The organism is Nevskia ramosa DSM 11499 (assembly GCF_000420645.1).
In the GTDB taxonomy this organism is placed as follows: Bacteria; Pseudomonadota; Gammaproteobacteria; order Nevskiales; family Nevskiaceae; genus Nevskia; species Nevskia ramosa.
On record NZ_ATVI01000005.1, the window covers coordinates 92,445 to 110,850 of the forward strand.

14 protein-coding genes are annotated in these 18,406 nt (G+C 62.6%); 12 read left to right on the forward strand and 2 right to left on the reverse strand.

Features of this window, described 5'->3' with window-relative positions; all coding sequences use genetic code 11:
- Positions 1-31: 31 nt before the first annotated feature.
- A complete protein-coding gene (locus G513_RS0101175) occupies positions 32-925 on the reverse strand; it encodes an SDR family oxidoreductase (RefSeq protein WP_022974995.1) in 894 nt (297 codons plus the stop codon).
- Between the two features lie 256 nt (positions 926-1,181).
- Here G513_RS0101175 and G513_RS0101180 point away from each other — a divergent pair, with 256 nt between their 5' ends.
- The 5 genes from G513_RS0101180 to G513_RS0101200 all read left to right on the forward strand — a co-directional run bounded on the left by G513_RS0101180 (position 1,182) and on the right by G513_RS0101200 (position 6,185).
- Complete coding sequence (locus G513_RS0101180) at positions 1,182-2,609, forward strand: phytoene desaturase family protein (protein WP_022974996.1); 1,428 nt, start codon at positions 1,182-1,184, stop codon at positions 2,607-2,609.
- Positions 2,610-2,726: 117 nt separating this feature from the next.
- Positions 2,727-3,548: a GntR family transcriptional regulator gene (locus tag G513_RS24545; RefSeq protein WP_022974997.1), complete on the forward strand. Its 822-nt coding sequence runs from the start codon at positions 2,727-2,729 to the stop codon at positions 3,546-3,548.
- Between the two features lie 233 nt (positions 3,549-3,781).
- Positions 3,782-4,699 (forward strand): SDR family oxidoreductase, encoded by a 918-nt coding sequence (locus G513_RS20730; protein ID WP_022974998.1) that lies wholly within the window; start codon positions 3,782-3,784, stop codon positions 4,697-4,699.
- A 32-nt stretch (positions 4,700-4,731) separates the two neighbouring features.
- Positions 4,732-5,418 (forward strand): TetR/AcrR family transcriptional regulator, encoded by a 687-nt coding sequence (locus G513_RS24550; protein ID WP_051144304.1) that lies wholly within the window; start codon positions 4,732-4,734, stop codon positions 5,416-5,418.
- Positions 5,419-5,531: 113 nt separating this feature from the next.
- Positions 5,532-6,185 carry a TetR/AcrR family transcriptional regulator gene (locus G513_RS0101200; RefSeq protein ID WP_022975000.1) on the forward strand — a complete coding sequence of 218 codons (654 nt, stop codon included), beginning with the start codon at positions 5,532-5,534 and terminating at the stop codon, positions 6,183-6,185.
- 78 nt (positions 6,186-6,263) lie between these two features.
- On the opposite strand, the gene G513_RS0101205 is transcribed toward G513_RS0101200, so the two are convergent.
- Positions 6,264-7,385 carry an alkane 1-monooxygenase gene (locus G513_RS0101205; RefSeq protein ID WP_028474992.1) on the reverse strand — a complete coding sequence of 374 codons (1,122 nt, stop codon included), beginning with the start codon at positions 7,383-7,385 and terminating at the stop codon, positions 6,264-6,266.
- 576 nt (positions 7,386-7,961) lie between these two features.
- Between G513_RS0101205 and G513_RS0101210 the strand changes: the two genes are divergently transcribed.
- The 7 genes from G513_RS0101210 (at position 7,962) to G513_RS0101240 (ending at position 18,406) form a co-directional block, all read left to right on the forward strand.
- Positions 7,962-9,107 carry an acyl-CoA dehydrogenase family protein gene (locus G513_RS0101210; RefSeq protein WP_028474993.1) on the forward strand — a complete coding sequence of 382 codons (1,146 nt, stop codon included), beginning with the start codon at positions 7,962-7,964 and terminating at the stop codon, positions 9,105-9,107.
- A gap of 145 nt (positions 9,108-9,252) precedes the next feature.
- Positions 9,253-9,708 carry a MaoC family dehydratase gene (locus G513_RS0101215; RefSeq protein ID WP_022975003.1) on the forward strand — a complete coding sequence of 152 codons (456 nt, stop codon included), beginning with the start codon at positions 9,253-9,255 and terminating at the stop codon, positions 9,706-9,708.
- A 58-nt stretch (positions 9,709-9,766) separates the two neighbouring features.
- On the forward strand, positions 9,767-10,933 hold the full coding sequence (locus tag G513_RS0101220; RefSeq protein WP_022975004.1) for an acyl-CoA dehydrogenase family protein: 1,167 nt from the start codon (positions 9,767-9,769) through the stop codon (positions 10,931-10,933).
- Between the two features lie 99 nt (positions 10,934-11,032).
- Positions 11,033-12,253, forward strand: coding sequence for an acyl-CoA dehydrogenase family protein (locus G513_RS20740; protein WP_022975005.1), 1,221 nt, complete (start codon positions 11,033-11,035; stop codon positions 12,251-12,253).
- Between the two features lie 161 nt (positions 12,254-12,414).
- Positions 12,415-13,218: an enoyl-CoA hydratase/isomerase family protein gene (locus G513_RS0101230; RefSeq protein ID WP_022975006.1), complete on the forward strand. Its 804-nt coding sequence runs from the start codon at positions 12,415-12,417 to the stop codon at positions 13,216-13,218.
- 69 nt (positions 13,219-13,287) lie between these two features.
- Complete coding sequence (locus G513_RS0101235) at positions 13,288-14,850, forward strand: long-chain-fatty-acid--CoA ligase (protein WP_022975007.1); 1,563 nt, start codon at positions 13,288-13,290, stop codon at positions 14,848-14,850.
- A gap of 106 nt (positions 14,851-14,956) precedes the next feature.
- Positions 14,957-18,406 carry a methylmalonyl-CoA mutase family protein gene (locus G513_RS0101240; RefSeq protein ID WP_022975008.1) on the forward strand — a complete coding sequence of 1,150 codons (3,450 nt, stop codon included), beginning with the start codon at positions 14,957-14,959 and terminating at the stop codon, positions 18,404-18,406.

Genomic DNA, 18,406 nt, shown 5'->3' on the forward strand with positions numbered 1-18,406 from the left:
GGGCGGCTTCTGTTACTGCGTTACCGCTGGTTCACACCGAACGCTGCGCCTTGCTGGCGTTGGTCGCGGCGATGCCGGCTTCCTTGATGCGCGCCCAGGCGGCATCGTCGAGCTTGTTCAGGCCGGCGAAGGTCGACGGTGCGGCGAGATGATGGCCGCCGTCGATGCAGATGGTTTCGCCGGTGATGTAGTCGGCGCCGTCGCTCATCAGCAGGGTCATCAGGTTACCGAGTTCTTCCATCTTGCCGTAGCGGCCAGCCGGCACTTCATCGGCCTGGGTGGCGCCAACGGCGGCATCGCCGGTCGGGCTGAGCATCTGCCACGCATATTCGGTGGGGAACGGGCCGGGCGCGACGGCGTTCAGGCGGATGCCGTACTTCGCCCATTCGACGGCCAGCGACATGGTCATCGCATTGATCGCCGCCTTGGCCATTGCCGACGGTACGACATAGGCCGAGCCGGTCCAGATCCAGGTCACCAGGGTCGACACCACCGAGCCCGGCAGGCCGAGCGCGATCCAGCGCTTGCAGACGGCATGCGTGGTGAAAAAGCCGCCGTTCATCACCGTCGAGGTGATCGCTTCGAAGCCGCGCGGCGAGAGATCCTTGGTCGGGGCGATGAAGTTGGCGGCGGCGTTGTTGACCAGGCCGGTCAGCGGGCCGAACTTGTCGAAGATTTCGCCGACGGCGGCATCGACCAGTTCTGCCTTGCGGATGTCGACGGTCTGCACGAAGGCGCGCGGTGCGGCGTAGTCGGCATTGATTTCGGCAGCGGCGGCTTCGAGCACGTCGATGCGGCGGCCCCACAGGTGGACGTTGGCGCCCAGGCTGGCGAAGTGTTTCGCCATGCCCTTGCCGAGACCGGTGCCGCCACCGGTGACGAGAATGCGTTTGCCGGCCAGTGCGTCTGCGGAGTAGAGCGCCATCGTTTTGTTCTCTGGAGGGTAAAAAAGGTACGGTACCATACGATATTGCCCTTGCCGCTTCAATTGCCACTCAGCCGCCAGATGCTGTTGGGAGCTGTCTGAAGTTGATCCAGCGAGTTTCTTTTGGGAAAGCCCGCTATCTGTCGGCCGCAAATCGCGAGAAGACGGACTTGTCTTGGCGGTGTTAGAAGGCTAGCATGCTAGTGCAAGGACGCGTTTCGCGAGTCTCGCTGCCCCTACAGATCGGAGGAAAGCAATGTCGAATCAGTACGATGCAATCGTGATTGGAAGCGGGATCGGCGGTGGTGGTGTCGGTACGCTCTTGGCGCACGCGGGCTGGAAAGTGCTGATGCTGGAGCGCAACAAGCTGATTGGCGGCCGCTGCATTTCCTATGACCGCTCGGGTTGCGTGATGGACCTGGGCTGGCACTTCTACTGCCTGGGCAAGGTCGGCCCGCTGCAGGAGATTCTCGATCGCGTCGGCTTGCCGGACAGCATTCCCTGGAATGATCTCAACGGTACCTCGTACATCCAGATCGGCAAGGAGCAGAAGAAGTATTCCAAGCAGTCGATGTACGAGGCCGCGTCGGAAGACGAGCGCGACAACTTCAAGGGACTCTTCCGGGCGGTTTTCACGATCACCGACGAGGAACTGGAGAAACTCTGGTACGTGCCCGTCGAGCAGTGGGTGCAGACCTTTACCAAGGACAAGATGGCGAACACGCTCATCGAGAGCTTCGTCTCCCAGTACTTCTGCGTGCCGTCGAGCGAAGCCAGCTCCGCAGAATTCATCCGCGCGTTCCGTGACGTGATGTCCAACCGGGCGACGTCGTACCCTTCGGGCGGCAACTACTCGGTGCCCGCGGCCTACATCGAGGCGATCAAGAAGTTCGGCGGCGTGGTCAAGACCGATACGCCGGTGGCCAAGGTCATCGTCGAGAACGGCGCCGCAGTGGGCGTGATCACCGAAGGCGGAGAAGAGTTCCGCGCGCCGGTGATCATCAGCAATGCCGATCTGAAGATGACCGTGTCCGAGTTCGTCGGCGAACAACACTTCCCGAAGGCGTACGTGGAGAAGGTGAAGAACCTCACTTACTCCTGCCACGGTGTGATGCTGCGCGTGCTGCTGTCCGAGAAGGTCACCGACAAGCAGGTGGTGATCTATATCCCTGACGACAAGTCGCCGCCCTGCAAGGTCACGGACGAGATGAAGGAGGGCAAGGTGCCGCACCTGATCGGTGGCTGCTTCGGCTCGCCGACCGAATTCGACGTGAAGCTCGCCCCGCCAGGCAAGCAGATGATCACCTCGCTGCACGCCTGCCCGGCAGACATTCGCGACAACATCGACGAATGGCGCGAGTCGCTGATGCGCTCGTTCTACGAGGTTTACCCCGAAGCTCACGGCAAGGTCGAGAAGGTCTGGGTCGATCCGCCCTCGCTGATCAAGGGCATGGCGGGTGAGACCGGCGCCATCATCGGCATCGGTCAGACCATTCATCAGGTGCATGAGAAGCGGCCTTCGGTGGTCAGCCCGCTGAAGGGCTTGTACTTCGCTTCCTCCGAGGCCGGCGGCCACGGCATCGGCACTGAACTTGCCGCAACCAGCGCGCTGGAACTGTTCGAAAAGCTGGAGCCGATGATCAAGGCATCGAAGGACAAGAAGCCCGATCTGGTTCCTGCCTGATACTCGGTCCATTTGAAGGCACTGCGTGCTGATGGAGCTTTGCGGTTTTCAGCCGCAAAGCTCCCGCTCTGCCCACTCGTCACGCGGGAAGGACCTGTTCCACAGCCGAGAGCGTAGATGCCAGCCTCCAAGCGCAGTCCGTCAACCGTCACGGAGGAAACCGAAGAGCACGCTGCTTTGGCCGCGATTTCCGAGCCTGTCTCTCGCAACCCAGGTGCGGGACGGGCGACGGCTCGAATCTCGGGCTCCGGCTGGAGCCGCGCCATCGTCCGCGGCGTTCGAGCCAACGACCTTTCGGGCAAGGCGGGCGAAATTGCCGCCGAGCTCGAAGAGCGGCTGGTCAGTGGTCACTATCGCTTTGGCGAGACGCTTTCGATCTACACCTTGGCCAGCCAGTTCGAGGCCAGCCGACAGCCTGTTGCCGCAGCTGTGTTGTATCTCCGCAGCGTGGGCTATCTCGAAATCATTCCGCAGGTAGGCTGCCGGGTGGTCTCGCCGTCGCCGCAGGAAGTCGAAGACTTCTACGTCCTGTTTTCGCATACCGAGGCGGTGATCTCCCGCTTTGCGGCGCAGCGGCATGAGGGAGAGGAGGCTGAGGAACTGCTCGCGATCGCGGAGGAACTTGCGGCCAACCCGTTCAAGACCAGCTACGACCGCCGGGCGATGGCCGATGGCATCTCGATCTTCCATGACCGCATCAGCGCGATGGCGCGCTCGCAACTGGTGGTGGAACGGATCAGCAATCTTCGCCGGATTTTCCGCTTCTACCTGAGCCAGGGTCGCCTGCGGCCGGATCCCGTGTCGGGCCCTCCGACACACATGAATCAGCTGCGCATCGACTTGGCCCAATCCATACTCGCGCGCAAGCCGATGGAAGCTGGCAGCCGCACGGAGGAATACATCCTCAATGACATCGACGAGTGGGCGCGCGTGGTTTGAGTGTGTTTGCTAGTTGCCAGATGTCGAAGCGGACGCCGTCCGCGCGCGGGGCGGCCGGTTGGCTAAAAGTGCCGAGAGCGTCCTTTTTCTTCTCCGAGTTGTTCGGGTAACGTGCGCTGCGCGGCCCAGGTCGCGCTCGAACCTCGGAACGAAGCTGAGCACGCGAGGCTTCGCTGCTCTTTCGGCAGGTCCGAATGCCATAGCGCCAACCATCGCCTCGCTCAGAACACGCAATGTCCTACCAATCGGTCTTCCGCGCAGATCTTTTCGCCAATCAGGTGATCATCGTTACCGGGGCCGGCAGCGGCATCGGTCGCTGCACCGCTCATGAACTTGCCTCTCTTGGGGCGATCGTCGCGCTCGTCGGTCGTGATCTTGAAAAGCTGGCGGTCGTCAAAGGCGAGATCGAGGCGAGCGGCATCGGCGCCGACAAGGTGACCATGCACGCCTGCGACATCCGCAAGGAGGAGCAGGTCATCGCGATGATCGATGACGTGCTCGCCCGACACGCCCGGATCGACTGCCTGGTCAACAACGCCGGCGGGCAGTATCGCCAGCCGCTGGATCAGATCAGCAGCAAGGGCTTCGAGGCGGTCGTCCGGCTCAACCTCTTCGGCGGCTTCATGGTGATGCGGGAGGTCTACAACCGCTGGATGAAGCAGCATGGCGGCGCGATCGTCAACATGATTGCCGACATCTGGGGCGGGTGGTTTCAGTACGGCCACTCCGGTGCTTCGCGTGGCGGCATGTGGACGCTCTCGCAGACCGCTGCTTCGGAATGGGCGCACTCGGGCGTGCGGGTCAACTGTGTTGCGCCGGGCGGCATCGCCAGCAGCGGCTTCGATACCTACGAGCCCAATGTGCAGGAAGACATCCTCAAATATCCCGCGTCGGTACCTGCGCAGCGCTACGGAAATGTCGCGGAGATTTCTGCCGCCATTACCTACCTGCTGTCGCCTGCGGCTGCCTACATCACCGGTTCCTGTATCCGCGTCGATGGCGGAGCACCGAACGCTCGTTGCTGGAATCCGCCGGAGCCGATGACCGAAGGTCTCGACAACGACAAGTCGCGGGAATTCGCGGCGTTTCATCTGGACACGCCGCCGCAACTGCTCACCGAAGGCGTCAAGACGCGCTCATCCAGGAGCTAGGCCAGACAGCCCGCATTCGAGATGAGCGGTTCGTGAATCAGACGATGATCACGCCTCCCGATCCGTTGTCTGCTGCCGCTGAGCCGCCCAGGCCGGTTGCGCGCACTCGTGGCCGGCCTACCCGGGAGGAAGGCGAGGCGCTGCGCCAGAGCATCCTCGATGCCGCGCTGCAACTGTTCATCGCCCGTGGTCTGAAGGCGGCGAGCATGGAAGGCATCGCCCGCGAGGCCGGCGTGGCGAAGATCACGCTGTACCGACACTACGAGACCAAGGAGCAGTTGTTCGTCGAAGTGGCGCGCCGCGCGCAGCTGTCGGTGCGGGCGCGGCTCGGCACCATGGCCGATGCCGACGTGCCGCTGGAAACCGCGCTGCGGGCGATCATCACCAAGCTTTACGACGGCTACACGCACCCGGACTATCTCGCCGTGATGCGCATGGTGATCGCCGAAGCCGGCCGCTTCCCGAAGCTGGGCCGGGCCATGCTCGAAGACGCGCAGCATATTTCCGAGCCGCTGGTCGCCTACCTGCAGGCGCTCAAGGACAAGGGGCTGGTCGATATCGATTCGCCCTACGACGCCGCCGTGCAGATTTCCGGCATGGCCAGCGGGGCAGGGCGCTACCTGCTGCTGACGCCGTCGCGCCATCCGGCCAGCCGCAAGCGCTGGGTGGAGTCGCTGGTGAGCTTGTTCGTGAAAGCCTGGCGAATGCCAAAGTCCTGATTGGTTCCGATTGCACCTGATCGGCCGATAGGTCCGCCGGCCCGGATAGAATGAGGGCACGGCTTCTGCATCAACGAAAAGAAGCCACTCCTGAAGCTCTGCCCGGATTCCGAATGCTGACGACGATTGGCCCCCGACCGACCCGACGTACCCGCAGCAAGCATGGCGGCAAGAAGCCGACCATCGAGGAGCGGCTGCTGGCGGCGATGGAGCGGATGCTCGAACAGGGTCAGCGCTTCGTGACGCTGTCGGTCGAGGAACTGGCGGTGGAAGCCGGGATGTCGCGCGGCACCTTCTATTCGCATTTCCGCGACAAGAACGAGCTGATCGCCCGGCTGATGAGCCTGATCACCGACGAGATCGTCGATAGTGCCGGCAGCTGGCTGGGCACCGGGCCCGGCGGCGAACGGCCGCTGCGCCAGGACATGGAAGCGACGATGATCGGCGTCAGCAAGACGTTCCGGAAGCATCACGCGATCCTGTCGGCGTTCAACGACAGCGCCCGCAACGACGAAGCGCTGGGCATCCAGTTCCAGAAGATGATGGACACCATCTGCGGCCGCTGCCGGGCTGCGATCGCTGCCGTCAATCGCAGTGGCGCCTGCCGCCCGGAAACGGGTGATGACGTGGCCGATGCGCTGTCCTGGTTCGTCGTCACCTATCTCGGCCGCTTCAGCGCGATCCGTCATGGCGAGGATCTCGATCGCCTGATCAAGGCGGTGGCCCACGTCAGCGTCTGCGCGATCTTCGCCGACGAGAAGTCCTGAGTCGCGGCCTCAAGCAAGCGAACGTGAAAAAGGCGGCGTCATCTCTCGATGACGCCGCCTTTTTGTTACGGCTCTGCGTTAGACGCCGACCGTCATGGCCTTGCCGACCACGGCGCCGGACTCATGCTGCCAATCCGGCCAGCCCGCGGCTTCGTTCTGCTTGGCGGCGAGGGCCCGCTCTTCGGCAGTGGCGAATTCCAGATCCCAGCGCTTCAGCGCCGGCTTGATGATCACTTCGTGCCACAGCGGCGGAATCAGCGCCGACAGGAAGCAGACGAACACGCTCGGCATCGGAATCGCTTCCTTGTGCGGCACGAGCTTGTAATAAACCTGGTACGAGTTCAGATGATGATCGGCGTGGTTGGTGATCTCGAAGGCCATGGCCCGCGAGAACCAGCCCAGGTGATTCCACAGATGACGACGGCCGATCGGCGCGCCCTTCAGGCGAACCACACCGTAGTGCTGGAAGTAGTTGAACGATTCGACCCAGAAGCGAGCCAGGATCTGGCCGCCGAGGGCGACGAGGTTGGCCACCGGGCCACCGATCAGGAAGATGATCACGTGGAAGATCGCCAGCGCCAGCAGGGCGCGATAGACGCGATGGCTGATGTGGAACGGCGACTTGCCCTTCTTCTTCAGCGCGCCGGCTTCCATCTTCATCGCATACATGGTGCTTTCGACGAAAGCGCCCCAGGTGAAGGTGTAGAGGTTAGTGCCGCGAGCAGCGGTATCGCCGTCATCCGGGGTGGCGACGTCGATGTGATGGCCGACAACATGACCGATGTCGCGGGTGCAATCGAGAATGCACAGATGCGAGTAGCGGCCGACAGTACGCGGCAGGGCACCACGCATGTGGTAAAGCTCGTGAGCAGCCGGCACCAGCGGGATGACGCCCATCCAGGCCAGGCTGAGACCGGCGCCAATCAGCTGCGCGGTGGTCAGGTCACCCTGGCCAATGCGCCAGGCGGCCATGAAGTACAGGCACACCGGGCCGACGGCGCAGAGCCAGATCGGGATGTTTGCCAGCGTCGCGTTGTTCATCTTCCGGACGCTGTAGTCGCGGCCGGCAATCGTGTCCAGCACGGCGAGAATCGGGAACGAGAGGATGCCGATCCAGACGTAATCGCCGCCGGCATAGAAACCGTAGTAGGCCAGCGCTACGACAAAAACAGGAATCCAGTACTTCAGATAGTCATTCATCATCGCCTCCTCAGGCACCGTTGGATCGCAACTCCGAGGGTCTGCGAACCTGTTTCGGTTCGCGAGATTCGGAGCACCGCATGTGGGTGGAACTTAGTGCGTAACAAAATTGAACACACTGTTCAGTTGTGACTGTATCAGAATGCGCTCCGGCTCTGTCAAGCACCAGACCGAAAATGCGACGAACGGTCGAGCAGCGACTTCAATATTGCCACTGCCTTCTGCGGCATTAGTTACGCCTCCGGACTTTTCGGGCTTCTCCGCAACGTCTAGATTGCGTCTGGAAAGAACCGAAACCTCGACCGTGGTCTGCGCAGTGCCGGGCAGGGTGCTGGCCCAATCGAAATCTCGGCAACGACGATCGAAGCTGCCGCCCAGTCGGCCGGCAGCTGCTGCGAACCTGTGTCGAATTCATCGCCTGTCTGCGCAGCCAACGAGCGCGACATTCTTCATACAACGTCATCCCCGTGAATGTGGGAATCCAGTTTTTCAGCGGCCGCGCTCAAGCAGAACGGGATTCCCGCCTCCGCGGGAATGACGAAATCGCTCTTGCGTCGCCAACTCGAGGAGATTTCAATGCTGCCTGCCCGCGCTGTCTACACCGAAGAACACGAGATGTTCCGCGACGCCGTTCGCGGTTTCATCAAGGCCGAACTGGTGCCGCATTTCGCACGCTGGGAAGAGGCAGGCATCGTCGATCGCGTGATGTGGGACAAGGCCGGTGAGGCTGGCATGCTGTGTCCGCAGGTCGGCGACGCTTATGGCGGTGTCGGCGGTACCTTTCGGCACAACGCGATCGTCGTCGAGGAACTGGCCTATGCCGGCATGGCCGGGCCGCAGACCGATCTGTCGGTGCACAACGATGTCTGCGCCGGCTATCTGATCAGCCTTGGCACCGAAGAGCAGAAGCAGCGCTGGCTGACCGGCATGGTCAGCGGCAAGACCGTCTGCGCCATCGCGATGACCGAGCCCGGCACCGGCAGTGATCTGCAGGGCATCAAGACGCGCGCCGTTCGCGTGGATGATAACTTCGTCATCAATGGCTCGAAGACCTTCATCTCCAACGGCCAGCATTCGGATCTGGTGATCGTCGTCGCGCGCACCTCGGACGCACCGGGCTCGAAGGGTATGAGCCTGATCCTGGTCGAAGCCGATCGTCCCGGCTTTCGTCGCGGCCGCAATCTGGACAAGCTCGGCCATCTGTCGTCGGACACTTCCGAGCTGTTCTTCGACGACGTGACCGTGCCGGTCTCGAATCTGCTCGGTGCCGAAGGGACCGGCTTCGCGTCATTGATGAGCGAGCTGCCGCAGGAGCGTCTGACCCTGGCGGTGTCGTCGATGGCGGCGGCGCAGAAGGCGTTCGACATCACCCGTGACTACGTCAACAACCGAAAGGCTTTCGGCAAGACGATCATGGATTTCCAGAATACCCGCTACAAGCTGGCCGATCTGAAGGCCGAGCTGGCGGTGGGTTGGGCGTTTGTCGACCAATGCCTGGAAAAGCACGATCGCCATGCGCTGACTTCGGCGGATGCCTCGATCGGCAAGCTGTGGTGCACCGAGATGCACGGCCGCCTGGTCGATACCTGCCTGCAGTTCTTCGGCGGCTACGGGTTCATGCGCGAGTACGAGATCTGCAAGCTCTACGCCGACGCCCGCGTGCAGCGCATCTACGGCGGCACCTCGGAAATCATGCGCGAGCTGATTTCGCGGTCGCTTTGAGGTTGCTGTTGAACGTCATCGCCGCGCAGGCGGGGATGACTGCTGGTAGAGGGTAGTTCCGAGGCCGGTTGACCCCCCATCCCGACATGATAGTATGGCACCATACTAAATATCGGCCGCGCTGCGGCTTTTCCGGGAGTCGGCAATGGCGGGTCTGTACTTCGAGCAGTTTGCAGTGGGTCGGGTTTTCGATCACGAAATCCGTCGTACGGTCACCGAATCGGACAACGTCTGGTTCTGTGGTGCCACCTATAACCCGGCGCAGATTCACATCGATGCCGAGTACTGCAAGAACACTGAGTTCGGCCAGCCGCTGGTGAACTCGATCTTCACCTTGGGTCTGGTCATCGGCCTGACGATCCAGGACACCACGCTCGGCACCACGGTCGCCAACCTCGGCATGACCGACACCCGGTTCCCGAAGCCGGTGTTCGCCGGCGACACGATCCGTTCGCGCACCACGGTGCTCGAGGTTCGTGAATCGAAGTCGCGCCCCAATGCCGGCATCGTCACCTTCCTGCACGAAGGCCTGAACCAGCGCGGCGAGATCGTCTGCACCACCCAGCGCCAAGCGCTGATGCTGCGCAAGCCGGCCGCGTAATCGCGCCGCTCGCAGGCCCGAATCTCCTTCTACCTCTTACCTTTCCGGAGTTATCTCGATGGATTTTTCGATCAATCCCGATCACCAGGCGATCCGCGACGGCGTTGGCGCCGTGGTCCGCTCGTTCGGTGACGACTACTGGCTGGCGCGTGACGAGGACGGCGTGTTCCCACGCGAGTTCCACAAGGCAATGGCCGACGGCGGCTGGCTCGGCCTGACCATGCCGGAGGAGTACGGCGGCTCGGGTCTGGGCGTGACCGAAGCGATGATTATGATGCATGAGATCGCCAGCCACGGCGGCGGCATGGCGGCAACGTCCTCCGTGCACATCAACCTGTTCGGCCCGCACCCGATCGTGGTTTACGGCACGCCCGAGCAGAAGGCGCGCTGGGTGCCGCGTCTGATCGCCGGTGAAGATCAGTGCTGCTTCGGTTTCACCGAGCCGGACGCCGGCCTGAACACCACGGCGATCAAGACCTTCGCGACCAAGGTCGACGGTGGCTATGTCGTGCGCGGCCAGAAGGTCTGGACATCGACCGCGCAGGTCGCCAACAAGATCATGCTGCTGACCCGCACCACCAAGCTCGAAGACGCCAAGCGTCCGACCGACGGCATCACCATCTTCTATACCGACCTCGATCGCTCGAAGATCGCCGTCACCAAGATTCCGAAGATGGGCCGCAAGGCGGTCGATTCGAATTCGATCTTCATCGATGACCTGTTCATTCCCGACTCCGATCGCATCGGCGAGGAAGGCAAGGGCTTCGGCTACATCCTGCACAGCCTCAATCCGGAACGCGTGCTGATCGGCATCGAAGCGATCGGCATCGGCCAGGACGCGCTGCGTCGCGCCGCCAAGTACGGCCGCGAGCGCGTCGTCTTCGGCCGTCCGATCGGCATGAACCAGGGCATCCAGCATCCGCTCGCGGAAAAGTGGATGTATCTCGAAGCCGCCCAGCGCATGGTCGAAAAGGCCGCCTGGCTGTACGACAACCATCTGCCCTGCGGCGCCGAGGCGAACGCCGGCAAGTTCCTTGGCGCGCGCGCCGGCTTCGATGCCTGCCTGCAGGCGGTGCTGACCTTCGGCGGCATGGGTTACGCGAAGGAGTACCACGTCGAACGCCTGCTCCGCGAAGTGACGGTGACCCGCATCGCACCGATCACCGAGCAGCTGATCCTGTCGTTCATCGCCGAAAAAGTGCTCGATCAGCCGAAGTCGTACTGAGCGCGATCTGGTCGCGGGGCGGCAATCCGGATTCCGGCGCAGCTTTACAAGAATAGTAGGCTGCCATACGATTTCTCACAGAATTTTTGAGGAAGCACCATGTTCAAGCGCACGCTGTTCACCCACGAGCACGAGCTTTTCCGCGATACCGTTCGCAAGTTCATCGAGCGCGAGATCGCGCCGTATCACGCCCAGTGGGAGCATGACGGCATCGTGCCGCGTGACCTGTGGATCAAGGCAGGCGAAGCGGGAATGCTCTGCTGCACGGTGCCGGAAGAGTTCGGCGGCCTTGGCCTCGACTATCTGTTCGACGTCGTGGTCTTCGAGGAAATGGCGCGTAGCGGCTTCACCGGCCCGGGCTTCCTGATCCATTGCGATCTGGTCGCCACCTACATCAAGGGTTTCGGCACCGAAGAACAGAAAGCGCGCTGGCTGCCGAAGATGGTGTCCGGCGAAGCCATCGGCTCGCTCGGCATGACCGAACCGCATGCCGGCTCGGATCTGAAGGCGATCCGTACCCGCGCCGTACGTGACGGTGATGACTTCGTCATCAACGGCCAGAAGGTGTTCATCTCCAACGGCCAGCTCTGCGACGTGCTGGTGCTGGCGACCAAGACCGACGGCGATGCTGGCGGCAAGGGTGTCACCCTGTTCCTGGTCGACACCAGCCTGCCGGGCTTCAAGCGCGGCACCAATCTGGAAAAGCTAGGCATGAAGGCTCAGGACACTTCGGAGCTGTTCTTCGAAGACCTGCGCGTGCCGGCCTCGGCGATGCTCGGCAAGGAAGGCGAAGGCTTCAAGCTGATGATGACCAAGCTGGCCCAGGAGCGTCTGGCGCAGGCGATTCGCTCGGCGACGGTGTCCGAGCATCTGGTCGCGATGACGGTGGACTACACCGCCAACCGCAAGGCTTTCGGCACCACCATCGGCGCCATGCAGAACACCCAGTTCAAGTTGGCTGAGCTGCATGCCGAAGCGGTCATCGGCCGGGTCTTCACTGACCATTGCATCACCAAGTTCATGAATGGCGAGCTCGACGAAGTCGATGCCGCGATCGCCAAGATGTGGCTGTCGAACCTGCACTGCAAGATCGCCGACGAATGTCTGCAATTGTTCGGTGGCTGGGGCTACATGTGGGAATACCCGATCTCCCGTGCCTTCGCCGATGCGCGCATCGTCAAGATCGCCGGCGGTTCGATCGAAGTGATGAAGCTGATCATCGGCCGCTCGTTGTTCGGCCGCGTGCAGGGCCACGAGAAGGTCAAGCCGATTGCCAAGAGCGATGACGCGGATGCTGTCCAGAAGCGTCTCGCGGGCTAGCCGAGCAGAACTGTCGGCGTCTGAAAGAGCACGGAAGTCGCTCCCGAAATCGCCCTAAAGATCGGAAGGCTCGCCGTCCAGCATTGGCGGCGAGCTTTTTTTTTCACTGCCTGTGCACATGCTTGCGTGGACAGTACGGATTACTGAACAGCGGAACCGGAGTGATCGACATCGTGGAATTCAAGACCATCGACCTGAGCATCAGTGACGGCATCGCCCGCCTCGCGCTGAATCAGCCGGACACTGGCAATCCGTTCAACGCGCAGTTCTGCTCGGAGTTCAGTCAGGCGGCCAATCTGCTCACCGCCCGCAAGAAGGAAGTGCGCGCCGTGCTGCTCAGCGCCAACGGCAAGTTCTTCTCGATCGGTGGCGACATCCGCATGTTCGTCGAGTCGATCGACACCCTGTCGGCATCGATCATCGAATGGACCTCGACCCTGCACATGGGCATCGCGCGCCTGAAGCGTCTCGACGCGCCGCTGATCGCCTCGGTGCACGGCACCTGCATGGGCGGCGGTGTGGCGCTGATCGCCAACTGCGACATGGTCTATGCCGGCAAGAGCGCGCGCTTCGGCGCCGCCTATCCGCAGATCGGCTATTCCTGCGACGCCGGCGCCTCGTTCGGCTTGGTTTCGCGTCTCGGCATTGCCCGTTCGCGTCGTTTCCTGCTGTTCAACGAAATGCTCAGTTCGGACGAAGCCGCTGCCTGCGGTCTGGCCGACATGGTGGTTGAGGACGCAGCACTGGCCGCCACGGCCGAGAAAGCTGCCATCCGCCTGGCCAACGGTCCGACGCGCGCCTTCGGCGAGATTCGTCGCCTGGTCGACAAGGCGCTGCGCCAGCCGCTGGAAACCCAGCTCGAAGACGAAGCCCAGGCGCTGGCCGGTTGCGCCGGCAGCGAAGATGCCCGAGAGGGCATCATGGCCTTCGTCGAAAAGCGTGCACCCATTTTCAAAGGACGCTGAGCCGGCCCCCGAACGGGACTTCCTGCCGAGAAATCAGCGCTATTCGTGACAGCGAAAGAGGATGAAACCATGTGGTTGTATGCCGACATCAAGACACTCGCCGACATTCCCCGGTTGTATGCTCGGACTCGCCCGACCAAGGTCGCGCTTGTCGATGGATCGGGTAGTACTACCTTTGCCGAGCTGGACGATCGCTCGAATCGCATCGCCAACCTGATTGCCGGCCTCGGTGTAAAGCCCAAGTCGAACATCGGCTTCCTCGGCAAGAACTCCTCGCTGTACTTCCAGCTGCTGTTCGGCATCAACAAGGCCGGCAGCACCATGTCGCCGATGAACTGGCGTCTCGCTGCGCCGGAACTGGCAGCGGTGATCGCCGATGCCGAAGCGCCGCTGCTGTTCGTCGATCGCGAACTGATGCCGCTGGCCGAGAGCGTCAAGGCGCTGTGCAGCCATAAGTTCCAGATCGTGGAGATCGATCCGCCGAATCCGGACAGCGCTTTCGGTCAGGCGCTCGCCAAGGCCGCCAACACCGATCCGCAGGCACCGCTGGAGGCCGAGCAGGCCGCGCTGCTGATCTACACCTCGGGCACCACCGGCAAGCCGAAAGGTGTGGAGCTGACCCATCGCGGTTTCCACTACATGCGGCTCTGCGAACATCTCGAACCGGCGCTGCAGTGGCAGCCGGACGACGTGATGCTGATGGTGATGCCGAACTTCCATCTGGTCGGCAGCGGTCTGACCATCCAGTCGCTGTACAACGGTTCGACCTTGTCGATCCTGCCGCAGCTCGACGCCGGCCAGCTGATCAAGATCATCGCCCGAGATCGCCCGAGCGTCGTCGCGCTGGTGCCGACGGCGATCCAGATGCTGCTCGATCACCCGGATTCCAAGACCGCCGATTTCTCGTCCCTGCGTCTGGTCATGTACGCCGGTTCGCCGATCAGCTCGCATCTGCTGCAGCGGGCGCTGGTGCAGATGAAGTGCAAGTTCATGCAGTTCTACGGCGCCACCGAAAGCTCCGGCGCCATCACCTTGCTGCGGCCGGAACAGCATGTGCTGGAGGACGAGGACAAGCTCAAGTCCTGCGGCACGCCGCTGCCGCTGATCGAAGTGAAGTTCGTCGATGCCTTCGGTGTCGAAGTGCCGGATGGTGACGTCGGCGAGCTGATGGTCCGTTCGCCGTCGATCTTCGGCGGCTACTGGAAACAGCCGGAAACCACGGCCGCCGTGCTCAAGGACGGCTGGTACAAGACCGGCGATGCCGGCCGCCGTGATGCCGAAGGCCTGCTGTACCTCGTCGACCGGGTCAAGGACATGATCGTCACCGGTGGCGAGAACGTCTATTCGGCGGAAGTCGAACAGGTGCTCGCCAAGCACCCGGGCGTGCGCATGTGCGCGGTAATCGGCCTGCCGGACGAGAAGTGGGGCGAGCGCGTGGTGGCGATGATCATGCCGGCCGACGGCCACAAGCCGACGCAGGACGAAATCATTGCCCACTGCCGCCTTCATATCGCCGGCTATAAGGTGCCGAAGGAAGTTCGTCTCGTCGACAGCTTCCCGATGACGGCAACCGGCAAGGTGCTGAAGCGCGTGGTTCGCGATGAATTGTCGAAGGCGGCTGCCGTTGCCTGATTGATAGCGCGTTGTCTGTCTGCAGATTTGCTGTTCGTTGTTTGCCGTGAACGTAGTCCAGCGTCCATCCGGACGCCTCATTCATTGATCACCGAAGACCGTCGCCATGCCTGATTCCCCGTCGCTACTGCCGCAGGACACCGAAACCTCCCAGACTCGCAACCCGCTCCGGTTTGTCACGGCGGCGAGCCTGTTCGATGGTCACGATGCCGCGATCAACGTGATGCGCCGCCTGATCCAGGGGCAGGGTGCGGAAGTCGTGCACCTCGGCCACAACCGATCGGTGGAAGACGTGGTTCGCGCAGCGCTGCAGGAAGACGCGGACGGCATTGCGCTTTCTTCGTATCAGGGCGGCCACAACGAATTCTTCAAGTACATGGTCGACATGCTCGCCGAGCGTGGCGCCAGCCATATCCGCGTGTTCGGCGGCGGTGGCGGCACCATCACGCCGGAAGAGATTGCCGCGCTGCACGGGCAGGGGGTGGAGCGCATCTACCACCCGAACGACGGCAGCAAGCTCGGCCTGGTCGGCATGATCGAGGATCTGGTCAAGCGCGCCGAATCACACCGCCAGGGCAGCATCAAGCCGGGCGTGGCGACCATCGACGACGAGATCAGCGTCGGCCGCTGGCTGTCGGCGCTCGAAGACGACATGTTCGACGAAGCGGAGCTGACCAAGCTGCGCGAGGAATGGCTGAGCAAGGGCGCCAACACGCCGGTCATCGGCTTCACCGGCACCGGCGGCGCGGGCAAGTCCTCGGCGGTCGACGAACTGCTGCTGCGCTTCCTGCAGGCGTTCCCGACGATGCGCATCGCCGTGCTCGCCGTCGATCCGACTCGCCGCCGCTCCGGTGGCGCGCTGCTCGGCGATCGCATCCGCATGAACAGCTTGCGCAACCCGCGCGCGTTCATGCGCTCGATGGCGACCCGCCGTCAGCACGCCTCGATCAACACCGTGCTCAAGGATTGCATCGCCTTCCTGAAGAGCCTGACCTACGATCTGGTCATCGTCGAAACCGCCGGTATCGGCCAGAGCGACTCGGAAATCGTCGACCTCGTCGACTTCCCGATCTACGTGATGACCAGCGACTACGGCGCCGCCAGCCAGCTCGAAAAGATCGACATGATCGATTACGCCGAGCTGATCGTGCTCAACAAGTTCGATCGCCGCGGTGCCGAAGACGCGCTGCGCGATGTGCGCAAGCAGTGGAAGCGCAATCGCGTGCGCTTTGATCTGAAGGACGAAGACGTTCCGGTCTATCCGACGATCGCCAGCCAGTTCAACGATCCGGGCGTGACCTGGATGTTCACCAACCTCTGCCGCCTGCTGCGCGACAAGCTCGGCCTGCCGGTCGACAAGTGGACGCCGAGCCTCGACACCACGCTCAAGGAACCGCGCGCCACGGTGCTGATCCCGGGCAACCGCACGCGCTACCTCGCCGAAATCGCCGAAGGCGGCCGCAGCATCAACCGCGATTGCGAAACGCAGTCCGATATCGCCGACCGCGCCCAGTCGCTGTGGGAAGCGCTCAAGGAGCTCGATGACGCCAAGCTGCCGAAGCCACTCGACTTCTACGCCGGTGAAGACCTCACCGCCGGCGGCGACAACAGCCTGCTGATCCTGCGCAGCCGCTACAACGAAGCGATCAAGGGCCTGAAGTCGGATTCCATCAGCCTGCTGCGCGAGTGGCCGGCGCGCCTGAAGGGCGTGACCGACGACCAGTACGTCTATCACGTGCGCGGCAAGCCGGTGTCCGGCGACAACTACAGCGAATCCCTGAGCCACTCGAAGATTCCGAAGGTCGCCGCGCCGCGCTACGAAGGCTGGGGCGAGCTGCTGCGCTTCCTGCTCAAGGAAAACCTGCCGGGCGGCTATCCGTACACGGCCGGTCTGTATCCGTATCGCCGCGTCGGTGAAGATCCGATCCGCATGTTCGCCGGTGAAGGCACGCCGGAGCGCACCAACCGCCGCTTCCACTACCTGAGCCAGCCCGGTGCGCCGACGCGTCTGTCGACCGCCTTCGACTCGGTCACGCTGTACGGCGAAGACCCTGAAATCCGTCCGGACATCTTCGGCAAGATCGGCAACTCGGGTGTGAACATCGCCACCCTCGATGACATGAAGAAGCTCTATTCGGGCTTCGATCTCTGCCTGCCGTCGACATCCGTCTCCATGACCATCAACGGTCCGGCGCCGATGATCCTGGCGATGTTCATGAACTGCGCCATCGATCAGCAGGTCGAGAAGTATCTGAAGGAAGAGCCGGCGCGCTGGGCGGCCGCCGAGAAGAAGATCGCCGAGCTGTTCAAGGGCAAGGTTCGTCCGAGCTACTCGGGCGAGCTGCCGTCGAACAACAACAAGCTGGGCCTGGCCCTGCTCGGTGTCACCGGCGATCAGCTGGTCGATGCCGAGACCTACGCCAAGATCAAGCGCGAAACGATGTCGGTGGTGCGCGGCACCGTGCAGGCCGACATCCTCAAGGAAGATCAGGCGCAGAACACCTGCATCTTCTCGACCGAATTCGCGCTGCGGATGATGGGCGACATCCAGCAGTCGTTCGTCGAACGCGGCGTCCGCAACTTCTATTCGGTGTCGATCTCGGGTTATCACATCGCCGAAGCGGGTGCGAACCCGATCAGCCAGCTCGCCTTCACGCTGGCCAACGGCTTCACCTTCGTCGAGTACTACCTCGCGCGCGGCATGAAGATCGATGACTTCGCGCCGAACCTGTCGTTCTTCTTCTCGAACGGCATGGACCCGGAATACTCGGTGATCGGCCGTGTGGCCCGCCGCATCTGGGCGCGTGCGATGCGTGAGCGCTACAGCGCCAACGAACGCAGCCAGATGCTGAAGTACCACATCCAGACGTCGGGTCGTTCGCTGCACGCGCAGGAAATCCAGTTCAACGACATCCGCACCACCTTGCAGGCGCTGTATGCGCTGTTCGACAACTGCAATTCGCTGCACACCAACGCCTACGACGAAGCGATCACCACGCCGACCGAGGAAAGCGTGCGCCGCGCGGTCGCGATCCAGCTGATCATCAACCGCGAACTGGGCCTGAACTACTGCGAAAACCCCTGGCAGGGCAGCTTCGCCATCGACCATCTGACCGATATGGTCGAGGACGCGGTGTACAAGGAGTTCGAGTCGATTTCCGAGCGTGGCGGCGTGCTCGGCGCGATGGACACCATGTACCAGCGCGGCAAGATCCAGGAAGAGAGCCTGTACTACGAGCACAAGAAGTACGATGGTTCGCTGCCGCTGATCGGCGTCAACACCTTCCTGCCGAAGGACCACGGCGGCGAGATCGCGACGACCATCGAACTGATCCGCTCGACCGATGACGAGAAAGACCAGCAGATCGATAACGTTGCGTCGTTCCGCGCGCTGCGCAACGACCTGCAGGCCGACAGCCTGAAGAACCTGCAGCAGACTGCCCGCGATCGCCGCAACATTTTTGAATCGCTGCTCGAAGCGGTGAAGTACAACTCGCTCGGCCAGATCAGCCACGCGCTGTATGACGTTGGCGGCGAATACCGGCGCAACATGTAA